The 22,275-nt window shown below is 63.5% G+C and carries 18 protein-coding genes and 1 pseudogene; 7 read left to right on the forward strand and 12 right to left on the reverse strand.

Features of this window, described 5'->3' with window-relative positions; genetic code table 11:
• Positions 1 to 48 precede the first annotated feature (48 nt).
• The 4 genes from preA to JaAD80_RS16775 all read right to left on the reverse strand — a co-directional run bounded on the left by preA (position 49) and on the right by JaAD80_RS16775 (position 5,681).
• Positions 49 to 1,329 (reverse strand): NAD-dependent dihydropyrimidine dehydrogenase subunit PreA, encoded by a 1,281-nt coding sequence (gene preA, locus JaAD80_RS16760; RefSeq protein ID WP_219726836.1) that lies wholly within the window; start codon positions 1,327 to 1,329, stop codon positions 49 to 51.
• The gene (locus JaAD80_RS16765; RefSeq protein ID WP_102295642.1) at positions 1,329 to 2,696 is read right to left on the reverse strand and encodes an NAD(P)-dependent oxidoreductase; all 1,368 of its coding nucleotides are present in this window, start codon (positions 2,694 to 2,696) and stop codon (positions 1,329 to 1,331) included. Before JaAD80_RS16765 ends, preA begins: the two co-directional genes overlap by 1 nt.
• A 46-nt stretch (positions 2,697 to 2,742) precedes the next feature.
• Positions 2,743 to 4,245, reverse strand: coding sequence for a CoA-acylating methylmalonate-semialdehyde dehydrogenase (locus JaAD80_RS16770; protein ID WP_102295644.1), 1,503 nt, complete (start codon positions 4,243 to 4,245; stop codon positions 2,743 to 2,745).
• A gap of 119 nt (positions 4,246 to 4,364) precedes the next feature.
• Complete coding sequence (locus tag JaAD80_RS16775) at positions 4,365 to 5,681, reverse strand: aspartate aminotransferase family protein (RefSeq protein WP_102295646.1); 1,317 nt, start codon at positions 5,679 to 5,681, stop codon at positions 4,365 to 4,367.
• Positions 5,682 to 5,880: 199 nt separating this feature from the next.
• Between JaAD80_RS16775 and JaAD80_RS16780 the strand changes: the two genes are divergently transcribed.
• Positions 5,881 to 7,338, forward strand: coding sequence for a PLP-dependent aminotransferase family protein (locus tag JaAD80_RS16780; protein WP_102295648.1), 1,458 nt, complete (start codon positions 5,881 to 5,883; stop codon positions 7,336 to 7,338).
• Positions 7,339 to 7,348: 10 nt separating this feature from the next.
• The gene (locus JaAD80_RS16785) at positions 7,349 to 8,005 is read left to right on the forward strand and encodes a TetR/AcrR family transcriptional regulator (RefSeq protein WP_102295649.1); all 657 of its coding nucleotides are present in this window, start codon (positions 7,349 to 7,351) and stop codon (positions 8,003 to 8,005) included.
• Between the two features lie 51 nt (positions 8,006 to 8,056).
• On the opposite strand, the gene JaAD80_RS16790 is transcribed toward JaAD80_RS16785, so the two are convergent.
• A complete protein-coding gene (locus tag JaAD80_RS16790) occupies positions 8,057 to 8,992 on the reverse strand; it encodes a choice-of-anchor A family protein (protein ID WP_102295651.1) in 936 nt (311 codons plus the stop codon).
• A 310-nt stretch (positions 8,993 to 9,302) separates the two neighbouring features.
• Here JaAD80_RS16790 and JaAD80_RS16795 point away from each other — a divergent pair, with 310 nt between their 5' ends.
• The 4 genes from JaAD80_RS16795 to JaAD80_RS16810 all read left to right on the forward strand — a co-directional run bounded on the left by JaAD80_RS16795 (position 9,303) and on the right by JaAD80_RS16810 (position 11,945).
• Positions 9,303 to 9,785 carry a hypothetical protein gene (locus JaAD80_RS16795; protein WP_374755252.1) on the forward strand — a complete coding sequence of 161 codons (483 nt, stop codon included), beginning with the start codon at positions 9,303 to 9,305 and terminating at the stop codon, positions 9,783 to 9,785.
• Between the two features lie 145 nt (positions 9,786 to 9,930).
• Positions 9,931 to 10,203, forward strand: a complete 273-nt coding sequence (locus tag JaAD80_RS16800) for a hypothetical protein (RefSeq protein WP_102295652.1) — start codon at positions 9,931 to 9,933, stop codon at positions 10,201 to 10,203.
• A gap of 144 nt (positions 10,204 to 10,347) precedes the next feature.
• Positions 10,348 to 10,770: a VOC family protein gene (locus tag JaAD80_RS16805; RefSeq protein WP_102295654.1), complete on the forward strand. Its 423-nt coding sequence runs from the start codon at positions 10,348 to 10,350 to the stop codon at positions 10,768 to 10,770.
• 11 nt (positions 10,771 to 10,781) lie between these two features.
• A complete protein-coding gene (locus tag JaAD80_RS16810; RefSeq protein ID WP_102295656.1) occupies positions 10,782 to 11,945 on the forward strand; it encodes a dipeptidase in 1,164 nt (387 codons plus the stop codon).
• Here the strand turns inward: JaAD80_RS16810 and JaAD80_RS16815 are convergent.
• The 7 genes and pseudogenes from JaAD80_RS16815 to xapA form a co-directional block, all read right to left on the reverse strand.
• Positions 11,942 to 13,153 (reverse strand): nucleoside deaminase, encoded by a 1,212-nt coding sequence (locus JaAD80_RS16815; RefSeq protein ID WP_102295658.1) that lies wholly within the window; start codon positions 13,151 to 13,153, stop codon positions 11,942 to 11,944. The genes JaAD80_RS16810 and JaAD80_RS16815 overlap by 4 nt on opposite strands.
• A 19-nt stretch (positions 13,154 to 13,172) precedes the next feature.
• On the reverse strand, positions 13,173 to 13,580 hold the full coding sequence (locus JaAD80_RS16820; RefSeq protein ID WP_092798106.1) for a cytidine deaminase: 408 nt from the start codon (positions 13,578 to 13,580) through the stop codon (positions 13,173 to 13,175).
• 124 nt (positions 13,581 to 13,704) lie between these two features.
• Complete coding sequence (gene deoA / locus JaAD80_RS16825) at positions 13,705 to 15,027, reverse strand: thymidine phosphorylase (protein WP_102295659.1); 1,323 nt, start codon at positions 15,025 to 15,027, stop codon at positions 13,705 to 13,707.
• A 170-nt stretch (positions 15,028 to 15,197) separates the two neighbouring features.
• Positions 15,198 to 17,580 (reverse strand): annotated as a pseudogene (locus tag JaAD80_RS16830) (aldehyde dehydrogenase family protein).
• A gap of 12 nt (positions 17,581 to 17,592) precedes the next feature.
• On the reverse strand, positions 17,593 to 18,552 hold the full coding sequence (gene deoC, locus JaAD80_RS16835; RefSeq protein WP_102295661.1) for a deoxyribose-phosphate aldolase: 960 nt from the start codon (positions 18,550 to 18,552) through the stop codon (positions 17,593 to 17,595).
• Positions 18,549 to 19,742 carry a phosphopentomutase gene (locus JaAD80_RS16840; protein ID WP_102295663.1) on the reverse strand — a complete coding sequence of 398 codons (1,194 nt, stop codon included), beginning with the start codon at positions 19,740 to 19,742 and terminating at the stop codon, positions 18,549 to 18,551. The genes deoC and JaAD80_RS16840 overlap by 4 nt, the downstream gene beginning before the upstream one ends.
• Before the next feature lie 120 nt (positions 19,743 to 19,862).
• Positions 19,863 to 20,702, reverse strand: a complete 840-nt coding sequence (gene xapA, locus JaAD80_RS16845) for a xanthosine phosphorylase (protein ID WP_102295664.1) — start codon at positions 20,700 to 20,702, stop codon at positions 19,863 to 19,865.
• A gap of 401 nt (positions 20,703 to 21,103) precedes the next feature.
• Here xapA and JaAD80_RS16850 point away from each other — a divergent pair, with 401 nt between their 5' ends.
• Entirely contained in the window at positions 21,104 to 22,273 is a 1,170-nt protein-coding gene (locus JaAD80_RS16850; RefSeq protein WP_102295666.1) for a carbohydrate kinase, read from the forward strand.
• Positions 22,274 to 22,275: the final 2 nt, after the last annotated feature.

Raw genomic sequence — 22,275 nt, forward strand, 5'->3', positions numbered from 1 at the left:
CAAAGACGAGCCGCTGTTTATAAAATAAACGCACGCAATAACCGTGCCCTATGCCGTCTCCGCCAAGGCCCGGGGATTCCTGGGATCCTGCGTCCAGTTCATGTACGGCTTGCCCGTGGTCTGTGGCACCATCGTGATGCAGCCCTGCACCGGACAGGTGATTTCGCACAGGTTGCAGCCCACGCATTCATCCTTGATCACTTCATAGCTGCGCGTGCCGGCCACGTCGATCAGCTGCGCGATGGCCTGGTGCGACGTGTCTTCGCAGGCCACGTAGCACTTGCCGCATTTGATGCAGTCGTCCTGGTTGATCTGCGCGATGACCTGGTAATTCATGTCCAGGTATTTCCAGTCCGTCGTGTTGGCCACGGCCTTGCCGGAAAAGTCGCTGATGCATGCATAGCCCTTCTCGTCCATCCAGCGCGACAGGCCATCCTTCATTTCTTCGACGATGCGGAAACCATGCAGCATGGCGGCCGTGCACACCTGCACGCAGCCGGCGCCCAGGGCGATGAATTCGGCCGCATCGCGCCAGTTTCCGATGCCGCCGATGCCGGAAATGGGTAGGCCCCGCGTCTGCGGATCGCGGGCGATTTCCGCCACCATGTTCAGCGCGATGGGTTTCACGGCCGCGCCGCAATAGCCTCCGTGCGTGCTGGCGCCGCCGACGATGGGCAAGGCCACCATGCGGTCCAGATCGAGCGAGGTAATCGAGTTGATGGTGTTGATCAGCGAGACGGCATCGGCGCCGCCTGCCTTGGCTGCGCGCGCCGGCATGCGCACGTCCGTGATGTTCGGCGTGAGCTTGACGATGACGGGCAGCTTGCTGTGCTTCTTGCACCAGGCCGTGACCATCTGCACATATTCGGGAACCTGGCCCACGGCCGCGCCCATGCCCCGTTCCGGCATGCCGTGCGGGCAGCCGAAATTGAGCTCGATGCCATCCGCGCCCGTCGCTTCGACCTTGGGCAGGATATCGGCCCAGTAATGCTCTTCGCAGGGCAGCATCAGCGAGACGACGATGGCGCGGTCGGGCCAGTCCTTTTTCACTTGCGTGATTTCGCGCAGGTTGATCTCCAGCGAACGGTCGGTAATCAGTTCGATGTTATTGAAGCCCACCACTTCGCGGTTCTTGCCATACAGGGCGGAATAGCGCGACGAGACGTTGACGGCGGCCGGGTCTTCCCCCAGGGTTTTCCACACCACGCCGCCCCACCCCGCTTCAAAAGCGCGCACCACGTTATAGGCCTTGTCGGTCGGTGGCGCGGACGCCAGCCAGAAAGGGTTCGGCGACTTGATGCCGCAAAATTCGATGCTGAGATCAGCCATTATGCAGCCTCCACTTTGGAAAGAATATCGGCATGGATGGCCAGTGCGGCCAGCTTGCCATGCTGGACGGCCTGCACCGTCAAGTCCTGCCCCGGCGCCACGCAGTCGCCGCCCGCGTAGATCCCCGGCAGCACCGTGCGAAAGCGCGCATCGACAGCGATCTTGTCGCCCTCGCGCCGCAGCAGCGACGCCATCGGGTCATGCAGCACGTCCGTGTCGAGGCTCTGGCCGATGGCCTTGAAAATGGCGTCGGCCGCCACGTCAAATGTTTCGCCCGTGCCCGCCAGGCGCGTGCCCTGCATGGCGGTTTTTTCGAAGCGCATGCCCGCCACGTTGCCCGCGCCATCGAGCAGCACCTGCTGCGGCTGGGCCCACGTCAGCATGCGCACCTGGTTGGCCTTGGCGATCTCCTGTTCATGGTGGGTAGCCGTCATGGCGTCGAAGCCGCGCCGGTAGACGAGGGTGACTTCCTCGGCGCCCAGGCGCTGGATTTGCACGGCCATGTCGATGGCCGTATTGCCGGCGCCGATGACGATGGCCCGCTTCGGCACGGGCAGCGCGGCCAGGTCATCGGCCTGGCGCAGCGCGGCGATGTAGTCGACGGCAGCCAGCAATCCCGGCGCGTCCTCGCCCGTCAATCCCAGCTTGCGGCTGGCGCCCAGGCCCAGCCCCAGGAACACGGCGTCGTACTGCGCGTGCAGTTCGCGCAGGTGCAGGTTTTCACCCAGCACCTGGCGACATCGGATCTCAATGCCGCCTATATCGAGCAGGAACGCGACCTCCTTTTGCGCGAAATCGTCCGTCAGCTTGTACTTGGCGATGCCGTATTCATTCAGGCCGCCCGCCTTGCCTTCCTTTTCAAAAATCACCACGTCGTGCCCCAGCATGGCCAGGCGGTGCGCGCACGACAGGCCGGCCGGTCCTGCGCCGACGATGGCGATCGTCTTGCCGGTGGCAGCGGCGCGTCTGAACGGGTGCGCCGCGAAATGTGCGTGATCGACGGCGTAGCGCTGCAGCAGGCCGATCTTGACGGGCTGGCCTTCGGCGTCGTGGTTGCGCACGCAGACGTCTTCGCAGAGGATTTCCGTCGGACAGACTCTGGCGCAGCTGCCGCCCAGGATGTTCTGCTTCAGGATGCCGGCGGCCGCGCCGTTGATGTTCTTGTCGTGGATGTTGCGGATAAAGCTGGCCACGTCGATTTCCGACGGGCAGATGCGGCTGCACGGCGCGTCATAGCAGTACAGGCAGCGGGCACTTTCGATGGCCGCCTGGCGCGCCGACAGGGGCGGCGCCAGGTCCGTGAAGTGGCCTGCCAGTTCCTCATTGGGCAGGGCGGGATGCGGCAAATAGTGTAAAGACTCGATCATCGCGTATTCCTCTTGTTATGTGCGGCCGGCTTGTAATTTGAAACCTTTACTTCATCTGGGGAAAAGCAAATTCCACACCAGCGCTTGCCGTGTTTGGCCAGCGCTGCATCACGGCCTTGTGGCGCGTATAAAAGCGTACGCCTTCGGGGCCGTAGGCGTGGTGGTCGCCGAACAGGCTGCGCTTCCAGCCACCGAAACTGTTGAAGGCCATCGGCACGGGCAGGGGCACGTTGACGCCCACCATGCCAACCTGTATCTGCCGCACGAATTCGCGCGCCACGCCGCCATCGCGCGTGTAGATGGCCACACCATTGCCGTACTCGTTGGCGTTGATCAGGTTCACCGCGTGCACCACGTCGGGCGAGCGCATCACGCACAGCACGGGGCCGAAAATCTCTTCCTTGTAGATGTTCATGTCCGGCGTCACGTGGTCGAACAGGGTGCCTCCCACGAAGAAGCCGTTTTCGCGTCCGGGCACAACATGGTTACGGCCGTCGACAAGCAAGGTGGCACCCTGCTCCACGCCAGATGCGATCAGTTTTTCAATGCGCTGCTTGGCCGCCAGCGACACCACCGGTCCCATTTCCGCACCATCGGCCATGCCGTCGCGCACTTTCAGTGCGGCCGTGCGCCTTGCCAGTGCATCGATCAATTTGTCGCCCGCGTCGCCCACGGCCACCACCACGGAGATGGCCATGCAGCGCTCGCCGGCCGAACCGTAGGCGGCGCCGATCAGCGCGTCAACTGTCATGTCCATGTCCGCGTCGGGCATCACCACCATATGGTTTTTCGCGCCGCCCAAGGCTTGTACGCGCTTGCCGCTGGCGCTGCCGCGTGCATAGATATATTCGGCAATCGGCGTGGAGCCGACAAAGCTGATGGCCTGCACCACGGGATGGTCGAGCAAGGCATCGACCGTCACCTTGTCGCCCTGTACCACGTTGAAGACGCCGTCAGGCAAGCCCGCATCCTTCAGCAGTTTGGCGTGCAGCAGCGAAGCGGATGGATCGCGCTCGGACGGCTTCAAGATGAAGGTATTGCCGCAAGCGATGGCAACGGGGAACATCCACATCGGCACCATCACGGGGAAGTTGAATGGCGTGATGCCGGCCACCACGCCCAGCGCCTGGCGCATGGACCAGGCGTCGATGCCGCGTGAAATCTGGTCGGTGAATTCGCCCTTCAACAGCTGCGGGATGCCGACGGCAAACTCCACCATCTCGATGCCGCGCGCCACCTCGCCCTGCGCATCGGCAAACGTCTTGCCATGTTCGCGCGTGAGCATGGCGGCAAATTCGTCCGTGTGCTGCTGGCACAGCTGCAGGTAGCGGAACAGCACCCGCGCACGCGTCAAGGGCGGCGTGGCGGACCACGAAGGAAAGGCGGCGGCGGCGGCCTGCACGGCTGCGTCGACTTCCTCGCTGGTGCCGAGCGCGACCCGTGCCACAGGTTCGCCCAGGGCGGGGTTGTAGACGTCGGCATAGCGGCCGCTGATGGTGTCGACTTTGGCGCCGTTGATGTAGTGGGTGATGGTGTCGAGATCGTTCATGGTGTTCCTTTGTAACCCCCAAGGGCAGAGGCTGGGGTCAGACCCTCAATGCCGCTAACGCAAAAGTCGACGCTAATGGATGAGGGGGTCTGACCCCGGGTTTTTTTTGGGTTTGCCGTTCAATCGAGATTTTTGAGTACCTTCGCCAGCTTGCCAAACAGCTCGTCGACATGCTGTTTTTCCAGCACCAGCGGTGGCGACAGGGCGATGATGTCGCCCGTCGTGCGTATCAGCACGCCGTCGGCGAAGGCCTGCTTGAAGGCAGTGAAGGCGCGCGTGCCCGGCTTGCCGGCGATGGGATCGAGTTCGATGCCGGCGATCAGGCCGATGCTGCGCAAGTCGATCACGTGCGGCAAGCCTTTCAGCGAATGCACGGCGTCGCTCCAATACGCCTGCATCGCTTTGGCGTGGCCGAGGATGTCCTGCTCCTCGAACACTTGCAGGGTCGCCAGCGAGGCGGCGCAGGCCAGCGGGTGGCCAGAGTACGTGTAGCCGTGGAACAGTTCGATGCCGGCTGGAGCGTCCATGAAAGCGTCGTGGATATGCTTTTTGCTGAACACGGCGCCCATCGGCACCATGCCATTGGTCAGCCCCTTGGCCGTCGTCATCAGGTCCGGCTCGACGTCGAAATAATCAAACGCGAACGGCGTCGTCATGCGGCCGAAGCCCGTGATGACCTCATCGAAAATGAGCAGGATGCCGTGCTTGGTGCACAGCTCGCGCAAGCGTTTCAGGTAGCCTTTCGGCGGGATCAGCACGCCCGTGGAACCGGCCACCGGTTCGACGATGACGGCGGCGATCGTCGAGGCGTCGTGCAGGGCGACGATGCGTTCGAGTTCATCGGCCAGGTGCGTGCCGTATTCCGGCTCGCCCACCGTATAGGCGTTCTTGTCCAGGTTGTGCGTGTGCGGCAAATGGTCCACGCCGGGCAGCAGCGGGCCGAAGGTCTTGCGGTTGCCGCCGATGCCGCCCACGGAAATGCCGCCAAAGCCCACGCCGTGGTAGCCGCGTTCGCGGCCGATCAGGCGCGTGCGACCACCCTCGCCGCGCGCCTTGTGATACGCCAGCGCGATTTTCAGGGCCGTGTCCACCGCTTCGGAACCGGAGTTGGTGTAAAAGACGTGGCCGAATTTATGGCCCGTGTAGTCCATCAGTTTTTCCGCCAGCTCGAAGGCGGCCGGATGGCCCATCTGGAAGGTGGGCGCGAAGTCCAGCTGGCCCACCATCTCGCGGATGGCGCCGACGATTTTCGGCTGAGCATGGCCGCACGGCACGCACCACAGGCCGGCCGTGCCATCGAGGATGGCATTGCCGTCGACGTCCTTGTAGTACATGCCTTCGGCCGACACCAGCAAGCGCGGGTTGGCCTTGAAATCACGGTTGTTGGTAAACGGCATCCAGAATGCCGACATCGATTCCGGCCTTGATTCGTTCATGACCTTCTCCTAGTGATGGGCTGCCGCCACGCCAATATCGTTTTTGACGGAGCGTAAAATAATTTACCAGTTGGCAAAAAGCTGATGTAATAATAGACAGGCCATCCTTGAAGGCACAGATACACAAACGGCAAAGTATCCCAACCGTACAGGTCGAAAAACCACTACAGTTTTGTGCAAGGCAGCAAAGGAGCCACCGGTGACGCACAACGTGAAGCAGGACGAGGGCGAAGGTAACGCCAGTGGCTGGCCGGTGCTGGACATCGACCGCCAGAAAAAGGGCGGCCTGGTCGAGCAGATCGTCATCGCCATCAGCGTCATGGTAGGCAGCCGCGCCCTGCGCATCGGCACGCGCATGCCGTCCGTGCGCCAGTTCGCCCGCTGCAATGGCGTGTCGACATTTACCGTCGTCGAATCGTACGACCGCCTGGTCAATCTGGGCCTGCTGTCGTCGCGGCGCGGTTCCGGCTATTTTGTTGCGCGCCACGATATCGCTGCGACGCCGCAGACAACTATCCATGCCAGCCCCACCGCCATCGACGCCCTCACGCCGGACCTGTATTCGGGCGTCTCGGAAGCGCTGCCCGTGGGCGCGGGCTGGCTGCCGCCGGAACTGTATGGCGAGGCGACGGTGCTCGACGCCGTGCGCCAGGCCATGCGCATCCCCGCCAGCCGCCTGCGCGGCTATGGCCATCCGCTCGGCTTCCCCTCGCTGCGCCAGCACCTGGCCGCCACCTTGTCGGAAGAGCTGTTCCAGGTGGAGGCGGACCAGGTTCTGCTCACGCATGGGGCCACGCACGCGTTCGACCTGATCCTGCGCAGCCTGACCAAGCCGGGCGACACGGTGCTGGTGGAAGACCCCGGCTACAGCAACCTGCAGTCGCTGATACGCCACCACGGCTGCATTCCCGTCGGCATCGCACGCGGCGAGGCGGGACTCGACCTCGAAGCGCTGGCGCTGGAAGCGGCACGCACGCAGCCCAAGCTCATGTTCGTCAACACGGTGCTGCAAAATCCGCTGGGCACGTCCTTGAACCAGGCGCAGGCCCACCGCTTGCTGGCCCTGGCCGAGCAATTCGATTTCTGGCTGGTGGAAGACGATATCTACCGCGAACTGGCGGCACGCGGCGACGCATCGCTGGCCGCCATGGACGGCTTGCGCCGCGTGATCCGCGTGGGCAGCTTTTCCAAGACCCTGTCGCCGGTGCTGCGCGTGGGGTCGATCTGCGCGTCGCCGTCGCTGGTGGCCGAACTGGTACGCGTAAAAATGCTGGCGGGCCTGACGACGTCGGAAATCAACGAGCGCGCCGTCTACCACGCCGTCTCCGCGCGGCCCTACAAGCGCATGATCGAACGGCTGGTGACGCAGCTCGATGCGGCCCGCGAGCGCAGCATCGACTGCCTGGCGCAGGCCGGCATGGCGCCCGTGGCGCGCCCGCGCGGCGGCATGTTCGTCAGCGCCGGCTGGGCCGACGTCCAGACGCCGGAGTGGAATGGGAAAGTCATCGCCGACATGGCATTAAAGGCCGGCATTCTGCTGTCGCCGAACGAGTTTTTCATGCTGCGCGCGCCCGAGACGGTGTGGTTCCGTTTCAACGTGGCCTATACCGATACGCCCGTGCTGCAAGCCTTTTTGCAATCGATCCGTCCACGCTAAAGAACCCGCCATGGCCAGCGACAAATCCCCTGCCCTTCCCGTGAAAAATACTGGCGGCCGGCGCCTGCAAAACCGCGACCGCCTGGAAGCGGACATCCGCGAACAGGCCGTGCGCGTGTTTGCCGAAAGCGGCTACGAAGGCGCGTCGATCGCCACCATCGCCGAGCGGGCCGGCCTGTCGAAGCAAAACCTGATGTATTACTTTCCCAGCAAGCAGGCGCTGTACCAGCGCGTGCTCGACGACGTGCTCGACGACTGGCTGGCGCGCATGGACATGCTGGCCCACGGACACGAGGAGCCGGCCGACGTGCTGCGCGCGTATATCGGCGCCAAGCTGCGCTTTTCGCGCGAGCAGCCGTGGGCGTCGCGCGTGTATGCGCTGGAAGTGATCAACGGCGCGCCCCTGTACGGCGCGCAGATACGCGACAGGGTCGTGCCGCTGCTGCGCAAGGATATCGCCGTCTTCGAGGCATGGATCGCCGCCGGCAAGATCGCACCCGTGAATGCCACGCACCTGATGTTCGCCATCTGGGCCATGACGCAATCGTATGCGGATTTTTCCGCGCAAATGAGCCTGGTGCTGGACCGCAAGCAGCTCGCGCGCAAGGATTACGATGACGCCGAGAGCCTGATCGTGCAAATGGTGCTGGCGGCCGTGAAGGTATGACGCGACGAAAAAAAACCGCCGTGCAGGCGGTTTTCAGTCAGCCAGCGGCGTTCAGGCTGCGCTCTTGTTCTTGCGGCGGCGCGCCATGAAGCCGACCAGGCCCAGGCCGGCCAGCAGCATGGCATAGGTTTCCGGTTCCGGCACGGCCGATACATAACCGGCCACGTTGGTGGCGTTGAAATAGTGATTGGCATTGACCTGGATGTTCGAGGCCCAGTTCCCCACCACCACGCTGCCATTGATCTGGCCACCGCCACCGGCCACGTTTGCCAGCGGCGCCAGGACGCTGCCATACAGGCCAACATTGCTGAAGGTCAGGTTTTTCGCTTCATAGAAGTTGTACAGCACATTGTAGTTCTTGAACCCGTCATAGCCGCCGCTCAGGGTCACGTCCGTGCCGCTGATGTTGAGGATCAGCGTGTCATTCGTGTGCAGGTTGCTGAACTTGAAGTTGTTCACCGAACCGAGCGCCGCGGAAGTCAGGTCGAACACCTGCACATTGCCCGTGCCGCCTTTCAGGGTCATGCCGCCATAGGCCACCGAGCTGCTGCCCGTGGCCGCCACGTTCGACAGCGACGTCGAGGTGTTTTTCAGCTGGGCCGAGGTGGTGGCAAACGATACGGGCGAGGCCGTCGTCTTGCTTGCCGTGTTCAGGCCCACGCTGCTGGTCGTCGTCGTGCCGCCCACATAGTAGTTGCCGTTCTTGATCGAGCCGGAGCTGTAGTTCAGGTTGCCGCCAACGACCAGCGCATAGCCGGTATTGCCATGCGAGACGTAAGCATCCTTGTTCTTGTCATTGATCGAATAGCTCGACGCCGACAGGTTACCGGCGACCAGCACGCCGCCTTCGACATCGCTGCCGGAAGCGGTGAAGTTGCTCAGGGAATAGAAATTGGCGCCACCGATGCCCAGATCGACAACACCAGCTTGCGCGGCGCCGGCGGCAAAGACGGTCGACAAAACGAGAACGAATGGTGATTTGAACATGGTTGACATTTTATTTCCAAAAAGAAAATTAACTTGACGCCAGAATATCATATCCATCGAATTTGATATGTCGCAAACCAACAACTTTTGTAACAATAATGCAAATATAGTTGCACGATGAGAATCATTCTTTTCAGCCCGCCCGGGAAACGGCGTAACCATGCCGGCATACCAGAAACAGGCCGGCAAACGACCGCCTGTTCTGCGTTTTCAATATTGCCTAGAGCCAAGGCGGACTTGGTGATACGATCGCGGCAGCGCCAGCCCAGGCATGCCACCAGACCACCAGATCAAAAAGGATATAGCACGCATGAAACGATTGTCACTAGCCGCCCTGTTGCTGGCGTATGCCTGCGGCGCGCAAGCCGATGTTTTCAACCTGATCGAGAACAAGCCGCTCAGCGAAACCTGGCTCAATGCGGGCTTTTATTCCTATCATTTCCAGCGCGACAAGAACCTGAACGACAGCAATCCTGGCCTGGGCGCCGAATACCGTTTTTCCACCGTTGCCTCGGCGACGGCCGGACGCTTCTACAATAGCGACCGCGCCTACTCGAACTACGTGGGCGTGTATTACCAGCCCATCCAGATGGGGCCGTTCCGCGTGGGTGCCGTCGTTGGCGGCTTCAGCGGATATCCGAAGATGCGCGACGGCGGCTGGTTTCCCGCCCTGGTGCCCACCATCAGCTACGAATACCAGCGCGTGGGCGTGAATATCGCCATCGTGCCATCGTATAAAGACCGGCTGTATGGCGCGCTCAGCTTCCAGCTCAAGCTGAAAATCTTCGAATAACCGCCTGTCGTCGCCTGTCGTCGTTCGTTCCGCCCAGCCTGCAATTCGTCGCAGACCGGGTGCCAGTCAGCAAAAGCCTGGCTATAGTTGCTTCATCGCCAGGCCATCACGACGGCAACGGCACTAACGACGACAGGAGAGCAGCATGAAAGACATCAATTCGGCACCGGGCAGCACATCCTTTACGGAATTCTGGAACGCGCTGTGCGCGTATGCGCGCCAGGGCCTCGATGCGCTGTCGGCCATGTCCTGGCCCATGTTGCTGGCCTGCGCCATCGGCCTGGCTTTCGTCATCACCATCCTGCCGCTGGCCATCACCCTGTTCCTTGTGTTCCTGCTGCTGAAATGGGCCGGCAATGCGGGCGGCTTCAGCTGGGACAAGAAAACGGCGCAGCAGGAGCAGCCGCCGCAGGCGTGACACTCTTGTAGGGCGGACGAGAGTGGCATATAGTGAAGCGCGGCCATGACAGGTATCAAGATCCTTGCCATCTATACCCGTCATGGTGAACGCCATGCAGCATTCACGATCGAAACTACTCCATTCCCCGATAGGAGTTTCCATATGACCACGACAGCCAAAGACACGAGGGCCACCACCATTCCCTGCCTGCGCTACCGCGATGCGCCTGCGGCCATCGACTGGCTCTGCACGGCATTCGGCTTTGAAAAACAGCTGGTTGTCCCCGACAGCGACGGCGGCATCGCCCATGCGCAGCTCAGCTATGGCAACGGCATGATCATGCTCGGTTCCGTGGTCGATGGCGAGTATGGCCGCCTGATGAAGCAGCCGGGCGAGATCGGCAATGCCAACACGCAAAGCTGCTACCTGGTCGTCAACGATGCCGATGCCGTCTATCGCCGCGCGCGCGAAGCCGGCGCCGAGATCGTGCTCGACATCAAGGATGAAGATTACGGCGGACGCGGCTTTACATGCCGCGATCCGGAAGGCCACATCTGGAGCCTGGGCACTTACGACCCATGGTGAAACGGAGAACAATGATCATCAGTACCATCGCCGCCGCCAGCCTTGCGCTGGTTGGCGGCTTGCTGTCCGCCCCCGTCCTCGTCGACGAGCATTTCAACCGCGTCCATCCTCCATCCGGCAAGGCGCCATCGACGGCCACTCTGGCCTTGCACCGCAACCTGTGGGTCGCCGACCTGCACGCGGACAGCCTGCTGTGGCAGCGCGACCTGAACCGCGACAGCCAGCGCGGCCATGTCGACCTTCCCCGCATGCAACGGGGCAACGTGGCCCTGCAAGCTTTTTCCGTCGTCACCAAGACGCCGCGCAAGATGAATATCGAGCGCAATGGCAGCGACACGGACAACATCACGGCCCTGGTGATGGCGCAGGGCTTGCCGCCGGCCACCTGGAACAGCCTGCTGGCGCGCGCCACTTACCAGGCCGACGAGCTGCGCCAGCAAGCGGGCAAGAGCCATGGCAAGCTGCGCGTCATTGGCAGCCGCGCGCAGCTGCGCAGCTTCGTCGCCGCGCGCGAGAAGGACCCGGCCCTGATGGCCGGCTGGCTGACACTGGAAGGCGCGCATGCGCTCGAAGGCAAGCTGGACAACCTCGACACCTTGTACCAGGCCGGTTTCCGCATGGCCGCGCCCACGCATTTCTTCGACACGGAACTGTCCGGCTCCCAGCATGGCTTGAAAAAAGGCGGCCTGACGCCGCTGGGCCGGCAATGGCTGCGCGCCATGGAAGAGCGCAAGATGATCGTCGATCTGGCGCACGCCTCGCCGGCCACCATCGACGAGGTATTGACGCTGGCGAAACGCCCCGTGATGGTCTCGCACACGGGCGTGCGCGGCACCTGCGCCAACGGCCGCAACCTCAGCGACGCACAGCTCAAACGCATCGCCGCCCAAGGCGGCCTGGTGGGCATCGGATTCTGGAATACGGCCGTCTGCGGCAAGGACGTGGCCTCGATCGCGCGCGCCATCGCCTACACGGTCAAACTGATTGGCGCGCAGCACGTGGCGTATGGCTCGGACTTCGACGGCGCCGTCACCACCGCCATCGACGCTGCCGGCTTGCCGCGCCTGACGCAGGCGCTGCTCGACGCGGGCTTGTCGGAAGCGCAGGTACGCCGCGTCGCCGGCGAGAACGTGCGCGACTTTTTACTGAAAAACCTGCCGGACGATGACGCCTAAGCCAGTGCGCTGATCAAGGCCTGGCTTGCCACCTGGCGCGGCCGGATGCGTATCAGTTTGCGGTACAGGGGCGGCATGGCATCGCACAGCGCCAGCAGCGCATCTTGCGCCATGGCCGGGCGCACGTACTGGAACTGCGCCGGATTATTTTCCGGCAGCGCCCCTTCCATGGTGGAGCCGTAGGCGCCCAGGGTCATGAAACTGGCGGCGCTGTCGTCCGGGCCGACGGCCAGCACGAAGGTACCGTGCTTCGGATGGCCCAGATAGCGTTTGATCTCTTCCTGCAGCGCCGGCTCCGCGCTGGCCATCAATTCAAAACGCAGCTGCGCATACTGGCGCGTGCATTCCATGAACGGCGTGCGGATAGCCGATTGCGCCGATTTTCCCGGCATGCACAGCAGCAGGTTGCCGAAGGAGTCGAGCAAGGCGGCAGCATCGCCCTGGCCGCCATCGCGCACGTCCTGCTCCATGGCCGCCTGCAGGAAGGGCGCCAGGCCCGCATCGGGCGCGTGCGGCGCGCAGCGGTAAGTCAGGGCATCGGGGTAACGGCGGCGCAAGGCGCGCACCACCGGATGCTCGGACGGCAAGGTGGCAGGGTCGCGCCGCGGCTCATCGTCGCCAGCATTCAGCAGCTGCATCACCTGCGCCGACGTCGACTCGAACACCAGCGAGCACAAAGCCTGCGTCGCTTCGTAGATGCTCTTGCCGATGAAAAAAGACCGGGGCGCGGCGCCGGACGGCAGCCGCGCATACACGGTGGCGCCGCGCACGGCCGGATAACAGAAGCTGCGGCCCGCCTGCGCCTGCAGCGGCGGCGGCAGCGCCATGAAGGTGGCGCTGCCATCGTAGTTGATGCCAGCATTGACATCGGGCGCGGCCACCACCACATTGAAACCGGCGGCCAGAATCGCCCCCGTGCACATGCAGCACGGGTCGAGCGACGTGACGATGGTCAGTTCGCCCGGTGGCGGCAAGGACGTGCCCTTGGCCCGCTCGGCGAAATACCAGTCCACCAGCTGGCGTTCGCCATGCGCGGTGGGATCGAATACCAGGCCGTGGCGCACGACGTTGTTGTGCATCGATTGCAGCACGTTACCGGCGCCGTCGAGCAGCACGCCGCCCACGCCGAAGGTACCCTGCGTCTTGGCCGCCAGGGCTTCAGCCGCGGCGATGGCCACGGCGGCCTGGATGTCGATCGTCTTGTTCAAGCTGGTGCCATTGCCTAAGTTACTTCATGTCCAGGTCGGAATTGCCAAAGCCGTGCGGCAGCAGCCAGCCTGCCGTCACTTCCATGATGTCGTTCTTCAGATTGGTGAGGATCACCGGCAGGTCGGCGCCGCCCATCTCGAAGATCACCTGGCGGCAGGCGCCGCATGGCGAAATCGGTTCGGCCGTGTCGCCCGTCACGGCCAGCCTGGCGAAGTCGCCCGGTTTGCAGCCATGCGCGATGGCGCTGAAAAACGCCGTGCGCTCGGCGCAGTTGCACAGGCCATAGGCGGCGTTTTCCACGTTACAGCCACGGAAGACGCGGCCATCCTTGCACAGCAGCGCCGCGCCCACTTTAAAGCGCGAATATGGCGCGTACGCCAGTTCACGGCCGGCGTTGGCTTCGGCGATCAGTTCTTGGTTGTTCATTTGATTATTTACCTGTAAAACCCGCAAAGGCCGGGGTCGCACCCTGAGGGGGAATGCGTTCCAATGGTACGCATTCCAATCCTGCAAGGACCGACCCCAGACCCTGCTTTGGGGCTAAAAATAGTTACGGTCGAATGGTACGGTAAATCACCGGATTGGCCGGCAAGGCCACCGCGCTGATGTCATACGCTTGCTGGATTTCCCTGACGGCTTGCTGCGCCGCCGCTTCCGTGCGCGCGTGCACCATGGCCAGCGGCTGGCCAACGGCCACCTGTTCGCCCAGGCCCACGAGGTCGGTCAGGCCGACGGCGAAGTCGATGCTGTCCGTCGGACGGCCGCGGCCACCACCGAGGGCCACGACGGCCAGGCCGATGGCGCGGCAATCGCGCACATTCGCAAAGCCGGCCGACAGCGCCGGCGCCGGCACGATGAACGGCGCCTGTTCCAGGTGCTTGTCCGGATGTTCGACCAGATCGGCCGGGCCGCCCAAGGCGGAGACCATGCGCGAGAAACGTTCGGCCGCCTCGCCCGAATCGAGAGCCGCCATCAATTTCACGCGCGCTTCTTCCTCGGTGGCGGCCAGGCCGCCCAGCACCAGCATCTCGGCGCACAGCGCCAGTGTCACTTCGTGCAGGCGCGCGGGACGCGAACGGCCCGTCAGATAGTCCATGGCGCCGCGCACTTCCAGCGCATTGCCGGCGTACGGCGCCAGCGATTCGTTCATGTCCGTCAGAATGGCCGACGTCTGCATGCCCGCACCGTTGCCGACGGCGACGATGCTTTCGGCCAGTTCCACCGATTTGTCGTAGGTCGGCATGAAGGCGCCAGAACCCACTTTCACGTCCATTACCAGCGCGTCCAGGCCGGCCGAGAGTTTCTTCGACAGGATGGAGCCGGTGATCATGGCCACCGATTCCACCGTGGCGGTGACGTCGCGGATGCTGTAGAAGCGCTTGTCGGCCGGCGCCAGCTGCGCCGTCTGGCCGATGATGGCCACGCCGATCTCCTGCACCACCTTGCGGAACAGTTCATTGTCCGGCACCGTGCAGTAGCCGGGAATGGCGTCGAACTTGTCCAGGGTGCCGCCCGTGTGGCCGAGGCCACGGCCCGAGATCATCGGCACGTAGCCGCCGCACGCGGCGACCATGGGCCCGAGCAGCAGGGAAACGACGTCGCCCACCCCGCCCGTCGAATGCTTGTCGACGACAGGACCGGGTAGGTTCAGCGCGCGCCAGTCCAGCACATGGCCGGAATCGCGCATGGCCAGGGTGAACGCCACGCGCTCGTCCATGTTCATGTCGTTGAAAAAGACGGCCATGCCCAGCGCCGCGATCTGTCCTTCGCTGACGCTGCCGTCAGTAATGCCGCGCACGAAAAACTGGATTTCCTCGGCGCTCAGCACGCCCTTGTCGCGCTTTTTGCGGATGATTTCCTGGGTTAGAAACATGATAGCTCCCGATTTAATATTCAAATGCTGATGTCCAGCCAGCGGCCTTGCCGGATTACGCCCTGCGGGCCAATCCGGCCTACACGTCCTGCTGGCGAAAGCAACTTGGGGCCGGCGCCCCGGCGCATCGCTGCGCGGGTGAGCCGGCCCCACTTTCCTGCTTTATAAACTTAGACGCCGTAAGGAATCCACACGTTTTTTTACCTGCGACGCATGCGCCAGCACGGCGCGACCGCCGCTTTGGGCGGCGCTGTACCAGTCGCGGCCCTTGGCGCCACCGACCCAGGTGCGCTTCAGGGTGCCGGCCGACAGGCGCTCGACTTCCGCGCAGCCTTCCGCCGAACCGTCATGGCGCCAGACGGCGTCGATGTCGGCGTGCGTGGCCAGGGTGCGCGCCAGTTCATCGGCGTTGCCGCTGATGATGTTGACGACGCCGCCCGGCAAATCGGAGGTGTCGAACACCTGGTACAGATCCAGCGCGGAAAGCGGATGCGCTTCCGACGGTACCACCACCACGCGGTTGCCCAGCGCGATGGCCGGCGCCACCAACGAAATAAAGCCGAGCAATGGCGCTTCGTTCGGGCAGACGATGCCGATCACGCCGACCGCTTCGTTCAGCGCCACAGTGATGCCCTTGGTGGGCGGCTGGTGCGCCAGGCCGTCGTACTTGTCGGCCCAGGCGGCGTAGTAGAACAGGCGTTCGATCGATGCCTGCACTTCCTTCTCGGGATTTTTACTGCCCGTCATGGCCGCGATGCGGGCGGCGAATTCGTCGGCGCGCGCTGCCAGGTTTTCGGCGATGTAGTACAGCACTTGCGCGCGGTTGTGCGCCGTGGCGCTGGTCCAGCCGGACGCCTTGTGCGCCGCTTCGACGGCATTGCGGATGTCCTTGCGGCTGCCCACGCCCACTTCGGCCAGCAGGGCGCCATTTGCGCCGAACACGGGCGCGCTGTAGGCGCTGTCAGGGCGCGCCTGCTTGCCGCCGATGTACATCTTGGCCGTGCGGTCGATGGCGAACGGGTCGGCTGCCGCCGGCTTTACATTGCCCTTCGCTTTCGCTTCCACCACCGGCAGGGCCGGACGCGCATCTTCGGCCAGGGCCGTCATGTATTCCAGCATGCCTTCACGGCCGCCTTCACGGCCGAAGCCCGATTCGCGGTAGCCGCCAAAGCCGCATGCCGCGTCAAACTGGTTGGCGCTGTTGATCCACACCACGCCTGCCTTGATGGCGGGAGCGATATCGAGGGCCAGGCTGATCGACTCGGTCCACACGCTGGCGGCCAGGCCGTACACCGTGTTGTTCGCCAGCTGCACCGCTTCGGGCGGCGTGCGGAAGCTCATGGCCACCAGCACGGGGCCGAAGATTTCAGCCTGCGCCACGGCGGCCGAGGTCGACGCGCCCGTGATCAGGGTCGGCGGGAACCACGAACCGTCAGCCGGCAGTTCGCACGCCGGTTGCCACACGTCGCAGCCTTCGGCGCGAGCCGAATCGACCAGCGCGGCGATGCGCTGGCGCTGCACCGGATCGACCAGCGCGCCCACGTCCATCGATTTATCGAGGGGCGAGCCGAGGCGCAGGTTTTCCATGCGCGCACGCACCTTGTTCAGGAAGCGCTCCTGGATCGATTCCTGCACCAGCAGGCGCGAACCGGCACAGCACACTTGCCCCTGGTTGAACCAGATCGAATCGACCAGGCCTTCCACGGCGCCGTCCAGGTCCGCGTCTTCGAAGACGATGAACGGCGACTTGCCGCCCAGCTCCAAGGAGAGCTTCTTGCCGCTGCCGGCCGTCGCTTCACGGATCAATCGACCCACTTCGGTCGAACCCGTAAAGGCGATCTTGTCGACGCCAGGATGGTTGACGATGGCCGAACCCACGCGCCCGTCGCCGGTGACGATGTTGACCACGCCAGCCGGCACGCCCGCCTGCAGGCACAGTTCGGCGAACAGCATGGCGGTCAGCGACGTGAATTCGGCCGGCTTGAAGACCACCGTGTTACCGGCCGCCAGGGCCGGGGCGATTTTCCACGACAGCATCAGCAGCGGGAAATTCCACGGCACGATCTGGCCCACCACGCCCACGGCGCGGTAGTCGGCGAATTCTTCCGACTGCAGCTGCGCCCAGCCGGCGTGATGGTAGAAATGGCGCGCGGCCAGCGGCAAGTCGATATCGCGCGTTTCGCGGATGGTCTTGCCGTTATCCAGGGTTTCCAGCACGGCGAACAGGCGCGAATGCTTTTGCAGCAAGCGGGCCAGCGCATACATGACTTTCGCGCGGCCATGGCCGCCCATGCCTTGCCAGACGGGCAGCGCGCGGCGTGCCGCTTCGACAGCCCGTTCGACGTCCGCGTCAGTGGCTTGCGTCAGTTCCGCCAGCTGCGTGCCATCGGCCGGATTGGTCGAGGCGAACAGTTCCGCTGGCTCGCTCCAGGCGTTGTCGATGAACAGGCCGAACTTGCGCTGATGGCCGTCGAGCCACGCCTGCGCTTCTTTTTGACTTTCGGGAGCAGGGCCGTAGTCCATAGTAGTGAGAATCTCGTTAATTGTTGGCATGACGATTGTTCTTTAAGGTTGTGCGTGACGATGATTGGCCGAGTAGCTGCCGGTGACGTAGTGCTCGAGCTGGCGCTCGATGTCCGTCAGCAGGCTGGAAGCACCGATGCGGAACAGATGCGGCTGCAGCCATTCATTGCCCAGTTCTTCCTTCATCAGGCTCAGGTATTGCAGCGCGCTCTTGGCCGAGCTGACGCCGCCGGCCGGCTTGAAGCCCACCTGGAAGCCTGTCTGCTCGTGGTATTCGCGGATCGTGCGCACCATCGTCAGGGCCACGGGAATGGTGGCGTTCACGCCTTCTTTACCGGTGGAAGTCTTGATGAAATCGGCGCCGGCCATCATGCAGACCCACGACGCCTTGGCGACGTTTTCCAGGGTCAGCAAGTCGCCCGTGGCGAGAATCGCCTTCACGTGCGCTTCGCCGCAGGCCTTGCGGTAGGCCAGCATTTCGTCGTACAGCACTTGCCAGTTGCCGTTCAGGACATGCTGGCGCGTGATGACGATATCGATCTCGGAAGCACCGGCGGCGACCGACAGTTCGATCTCGCGCAGCTTCGTTTCCATGCTCGTCAGGCCAGCCGGGAAACCCGTCGACACGGCGGCGATGGGCAAGCGGCCCTGGATGACTTTCACGGCGGGGGCGATCATCTCGTGGTAGACGCAGACGGCGCCGGTGCTCAAGTCGGTCAGGCCCAAGGCGTCCATCAGGTCGGCGCGCAGCGGGCGCATGGCCTTCATGCACAGGCGTTCGACTCTGCCCGGCGTATCGTCGCCGCCCAGGGTGGTCAGGTCGATCATCTGGATGGCTTTCACCAGCCAGGCGGCCTGGTATTCTTTTTTCACCGTGCGGCGGTTCGCCAGGCTGGCCGCGCGGCGGTCTGTCGCGGCGCGGTTGACGCGGATCTGGTTGATCCAGCCCAGGTCGAGGCCGATGGCTTCGTTACGCTTGAAGTCGGGGTGCATGAGTGTCATAACAAGCTGGTTCCATTAGCAAGTGGTGGTACGCCAAGGTGCTTGGCGAGGGTTTGGCCAATATCGGAGAAGGTCTCGGAAATACCCAGTGCGCGCGGGGCGACGCCGGGACCGAAGAAGATCATCGGAATGTGTTCGCGGGTGTGGTCGGAGCCGTGCCAGGTCGGGTCGCAGCCATGGTCGGCGGTGATCACGACCAGGTCGCCTTCCTTGAGCTTGGCCATGAATTCCGGCAGGCGCGCATCCATTTCGCGCAGCGCGTCGGCATAGCCCTCGACGTTGCGGCGGTGGCCGAAGGCCTGGTCGAAGTCGACGAAGTTCACGAACGTGAGCGACTTGTCCTGCACTTCGTCGGCCGTTGTCAACAGCGCTTCAAACAGCGCCATGTTGTCGACGCCCTTGACGACGCGCGAGATGCCCTGGGTAGCGAAAATGTCGCTGATCTTGCCCAGGCCGACGACTTCGCCGCCCGCGTTCTTGACGTGGTCGAGCAGAGTCGGCGCGGGTGGCGCGACGGCATAGTCGTGGCGGTTGGAGGTGCGCGTGTAGTTACCGTTGCTGCCAGTGAAAGGGCGGGCGATGACACGGCCGATGTTGTACGGCTCGACCAGCTTGAAGGCCATTTCGCACACTTCGTACAGGCGTTCGAGGCCGAACGATTCTTCGTGCGCGGCGATCTGCATCACCGAGTCGCCCGAGGTGTAGATGATCAGCTTGCCGGTGGCGACGTGTTCATCGCCGTGCTTGTTGATGATGTCCGTGCCCGAGGCATGGCAGTCGCCGAGGAAGCCCGGCACGCCGGACATGGCCTTGAGCTTGTCGGTCAGGTCGGCGGGGAACGATGGCGTGGTGCGGGGGAAGTAGCCCCAGTCGAATTCGACGGGCACGCCGGCGATTTCCCAGTGGCCGCTCTGCGTGTCCTTGCCGGTGGAACGCTCGCGCGCGGCGCCATACGCGCCGGTAAAGCCATCGCGCTGGTCGAAGCCCGTGGCCCATTCGCCGCTGGCCAGGTGGGCGGCGGCGCCCAGGCCCAGGCGTTCCATGTTCGGGAGTTTCAAGGTCTTGCCGCTTTTGGCGACAGTGCTGGCAATGTGGCCAAAGGTATTGGCACCTGCGTCGCCATACTTGGCGGCGTCTGGCGTCGCGCCAAGGCCGAAGGAATCAAGCAGGAGGATAAATGCGCGTGACATGATAAGGCTCGCTTTATGGAGTGATGCAAAGATGATGCGGTCAGTGTAGGCCGGATTTTCCCGGCCTGCCGCGCGGCAGCGCCGGCAGATGGCGCGCCGCTAATGCGTAAAGAAGGGTGCTCAGGCTTGCGGCGTAGCGGAAACGGTGGCCAGGAAAGCGAGGATCAGCTTGACCAGGTCTTTCGCGCCGATGGCCGCGTATTTCAGGGTCTGCTCGTGCGACAGGGCGAATGGCGACATGCCTTCGGCCAGGTTGGTGATGACGGATACGCCCACCACTTTCAGGTCGCAATGGCGCGCCGAGACCACTTCCGGCACCACCGACATGCCGACCGTGTCGGCGCCCAGGCGGGCCATCATGCGGATTTCAGCGGCCGTCTCGAAGTTCGGGCCGGGATAGGCAACGAACACGCCTTCGTGCAGGGTGATGCCGTTCGACGCGGCCGTTTCCTTGACCAGGTTGCGCAGGTCCGCATCGTAGGCATTGGCCATGCTGAAGAAGCGCGGGCCGAAGCGGTCGTCGTTCGGGCCGACCATCGGCGTGCCTGGCAGCAAGTTGATATGGTCGCTGATGGCCACCAGGCTGCCGGCGTCCACTTCAGGGCGCAGCGAACCGGCCGCGTTGGTAACGAACAGCATTTCGCAGCCCAGCAGTTTCAAGGTGCGGATGGCGCTCGTCATGACGCCCATGCCATAGCCTTCGTAGAAGTGGCCACGGCCCTTCATGCAGACGACGGCCACGCCCGACAGGGTGCCGACCACCAGTTCGCCCGCATGGCCATGCACGGTGCTGATCGGGAAGCCCGGCAATTCATCAAAGCTGATGCTGACGGCATCCGTCATCTGCTCGGCCAATACGCCCAGGCCGGAACCGAGGATCATCGCCACGCGCGGCTTGAAATTTTCAGGAGCGCGGGCACGGATGATTTCGGCGGCGTGGAAAGGGGCGTTGTTCGACATGGTTATCCTCTGATTGACTAATGATGATGGTTGCTGCCTGCGCGGCAGTACACGGCAAGATACTGCGGCCCAGGTAGCGGGTATGAGTGGTGTTACAGGTATATCCGAATGCGTATTGCCTCTATAAGCCGCCACTATGCATCAAACGGAATATGTATGGCAAATACCATTTTTCTTGCCCATTTATATAATTCAAATATAAATGGCCGATATTATAGTCCAGGCAAGCGCTCCCCTGCCAGCCATGGCCACGCCGCCGCCATCCCCGCCAAAACGCATGCATACAAGCTCCATACGCGCGCTTTTCAAGCACCTCTGGCACGCGCTTGAGGCGCGCTTGACACTTTACGGACAAATGTTTACAGTTGAAGACAAATGTTTAAACCTTCAGCGAAAACCTTGTGACCGATACCAATAAAAAAGACCAGCTGTACACGCTGATCCGCAACAACCCCTTCATTTCCCAGCAAGACCTGGCGAGCGAACTGGGCTTGTCGCGCTCGGCTGTCGCCGGCCATATCGCCGGCCTGATCCGTGAGCGCCGCTTGCTGGGCCGCGCCTATGTGCTGCCGGACAGCCGCCCCGTGCTGTGCATCGGTGCCGCCAACCTGGACCGCAAGATGCGCACCCTGGCAGCCTTGCAGATGGGCACCTCGAATCCCGTGCGCTCGACAGAGGTATTTGGCGGCGTGGGCCGCAACATCGCGGAGAATCTGGCCCGATTGTCGATTCCCGTCGCCTTGCTGACGGCGCTGGGCGACGATGCGGCCGGCCACGCCTTGCAGACGCATGCGGAAGATGCCGGCATCGACATGCGCGGCAGTTTGCATTTGAGCAATACCAGCAGTGGCACCTACACGGCCGTGCTCGACGAGCATGGCGAAATGCTGCTGGCGATGGCCAACATGCAACTGTATGAGCAGCTGACGCCGGCCTTTTTGCACAGCCGCCAGCCGCAGCGCGCGGCCGCCGCCCTCACCGTCTGCGACCTGAACCTGGGCCACGACAGCGTGCAAGCCTTGCTGGCCGATGCGCGCCAGGACGCCGGCCCCATGGGCAGCGCCGCCGCCCCGCTCGTCATCGTCGCCGTCTCGCAGCCGAAGATGGCGCACTTGCCGCAGGACTTGACGGGCTTGCGCCTGTTGATACTCAACCGTGGCGAACTGGAAACGCGCGTGGCGCGCGCCTTGCCAACGGCGTTTGATGTGCGCGCCGCCTGCCGCGAAGTGCAGCGCCAGGGCGCGCGCCAGGTGGTCGTCACGTGCGGCGGCGAAGGCGTGTATTTCACGGATGGCGACACCCTGGACGCACCGATCGAGCACCTGGCCGCGCGCGAAGTGGACGCCGTCGACGTGACGGGTGCCGGCGACGCGTTTTCCGCCGCCGTCTGCTGGTCGCTGTACCACGACAGCGGCGATTTGAAACTGGCCTGCCGGCGCGGCCTGAAACTGGCCGCCATGACCTTGGAATCGGCCGCCACCGTCTCGCCGCATATTTCCGCCGGCGCGCTCGACGATATCGACGACGCCGACCTGGCGCCGCCCCCTCCTACCCTCTTTCAACAGGACTGAAA

The sequence above is a fragment of the Janthinobacterium sp. AD80 genome, assembly GCF_002878455.1.
Classification (GTDB): domain Bacteria; phylum Pseudomonadota; class Gammaproteobacteria; order Burkholderiales; family Burkholderiaceae_D; genus Janthinobacterium.

Coding starts and splice junctions, on each gene's coding strand:
- JaAD80_RS16800 (WP_102295652.1), top strand. CDS start 9,931: ATGAAAGACATCAATTCGGCACCGGGCAGCACATCCTTTACGGAATTC.
- JaAD80_RS16790 (WP_102295651.1), bottom strand. CDS start 8,992: ATGTTCAAATCACCATTCGTTCTCGTTTTGTCGACCGTCTTTGCCGCC.
- deoA (WP_102295659.1), bottom strand. CDS start 15,027: ATGTTTCTAACCCAGGAAATCATCCGCAAAAAGCGCGACAAGGGCGTG.
- xapA (WP_102295664.1), bottom strand. CDS start 20,702: ATGTCGAACAACGCCCCTTTCCACGCCGCCGAAATCATCCGTGCCCGC.
- JaAD80_RS16775 (WP_102295646.1), bottom strand. CDS start 5,681: ATGAACGAATCAAGGCCGGAATCGATGTCGGCATTCTGGATGCCGTTT.
- deoC (WP_102295661.1), bottom strand. CDS start 18,552: ATGACACTCATGCACCCCGACTTCAAGCGTAACGAAGCCATCGGCCTC.
- JaAD80_RS16785 (WP_102295649.1), top strand. CDS start 7,349: ATGGCCAGCGACAAATCCCCTGCCCTTCCCGTGAAAAATACTGGCGGC.
- JaAD80_RS16820 (WP_092798106.1), bottom strand. CDS start 13,580: ATGAACAACCAAGAACTGATCGCCGAAGCCAACGCCGGCCGTGAACTG.
- JaAD80_RS16810 (WP_102295656.1), top strand. CDS start 10,782: ATGATCATCAGTACCATCGCCGCCGCCAGCCTTGCGCTGGTTGGCGGC.
- JaAD80_RS16765 (WP_102295642.1), bottom strand. CDS start 2,696: ATGATCGAGTCTTTACACTATTTGCCGCATCCCGCCCTGCCCAATGAG.
- JaAD80_RS16795 (WP_374755252.1), top strand. CDS start 9,303: ATGAAACGATTGTCACTAGCCGCCCTGTTGCTGGCGTATGCCTGCGGC.
- JaAD80_RS16805 (WP_102295654.1), top strand. CDS start 10,348: ATGACCACGACAGCCAAAGACACGAGGGCCACCACCATTCCCTGCCTG.
- JaAD80_RS16770 (WP_102295644.1), bottom strand. CDS start 4,245: ATGAACGATCTCGACACCATCACCCACTACATCAACGGCGCCAAAGTC.
- preA (WP_219726836.1), bottom strand. CDS start 1,329: ATGGCTGATCTCAGCATCGAATTTTGCGGCATCAAGTCGCCGAACCCT.
- JaAD80_RS16840 (WP_102295663.1), bottom strand. CDS start 19,742: ATGTCACGCGCATTTATCCTCCTGCTTGATTCCTTCGGCCTTGGCGCG.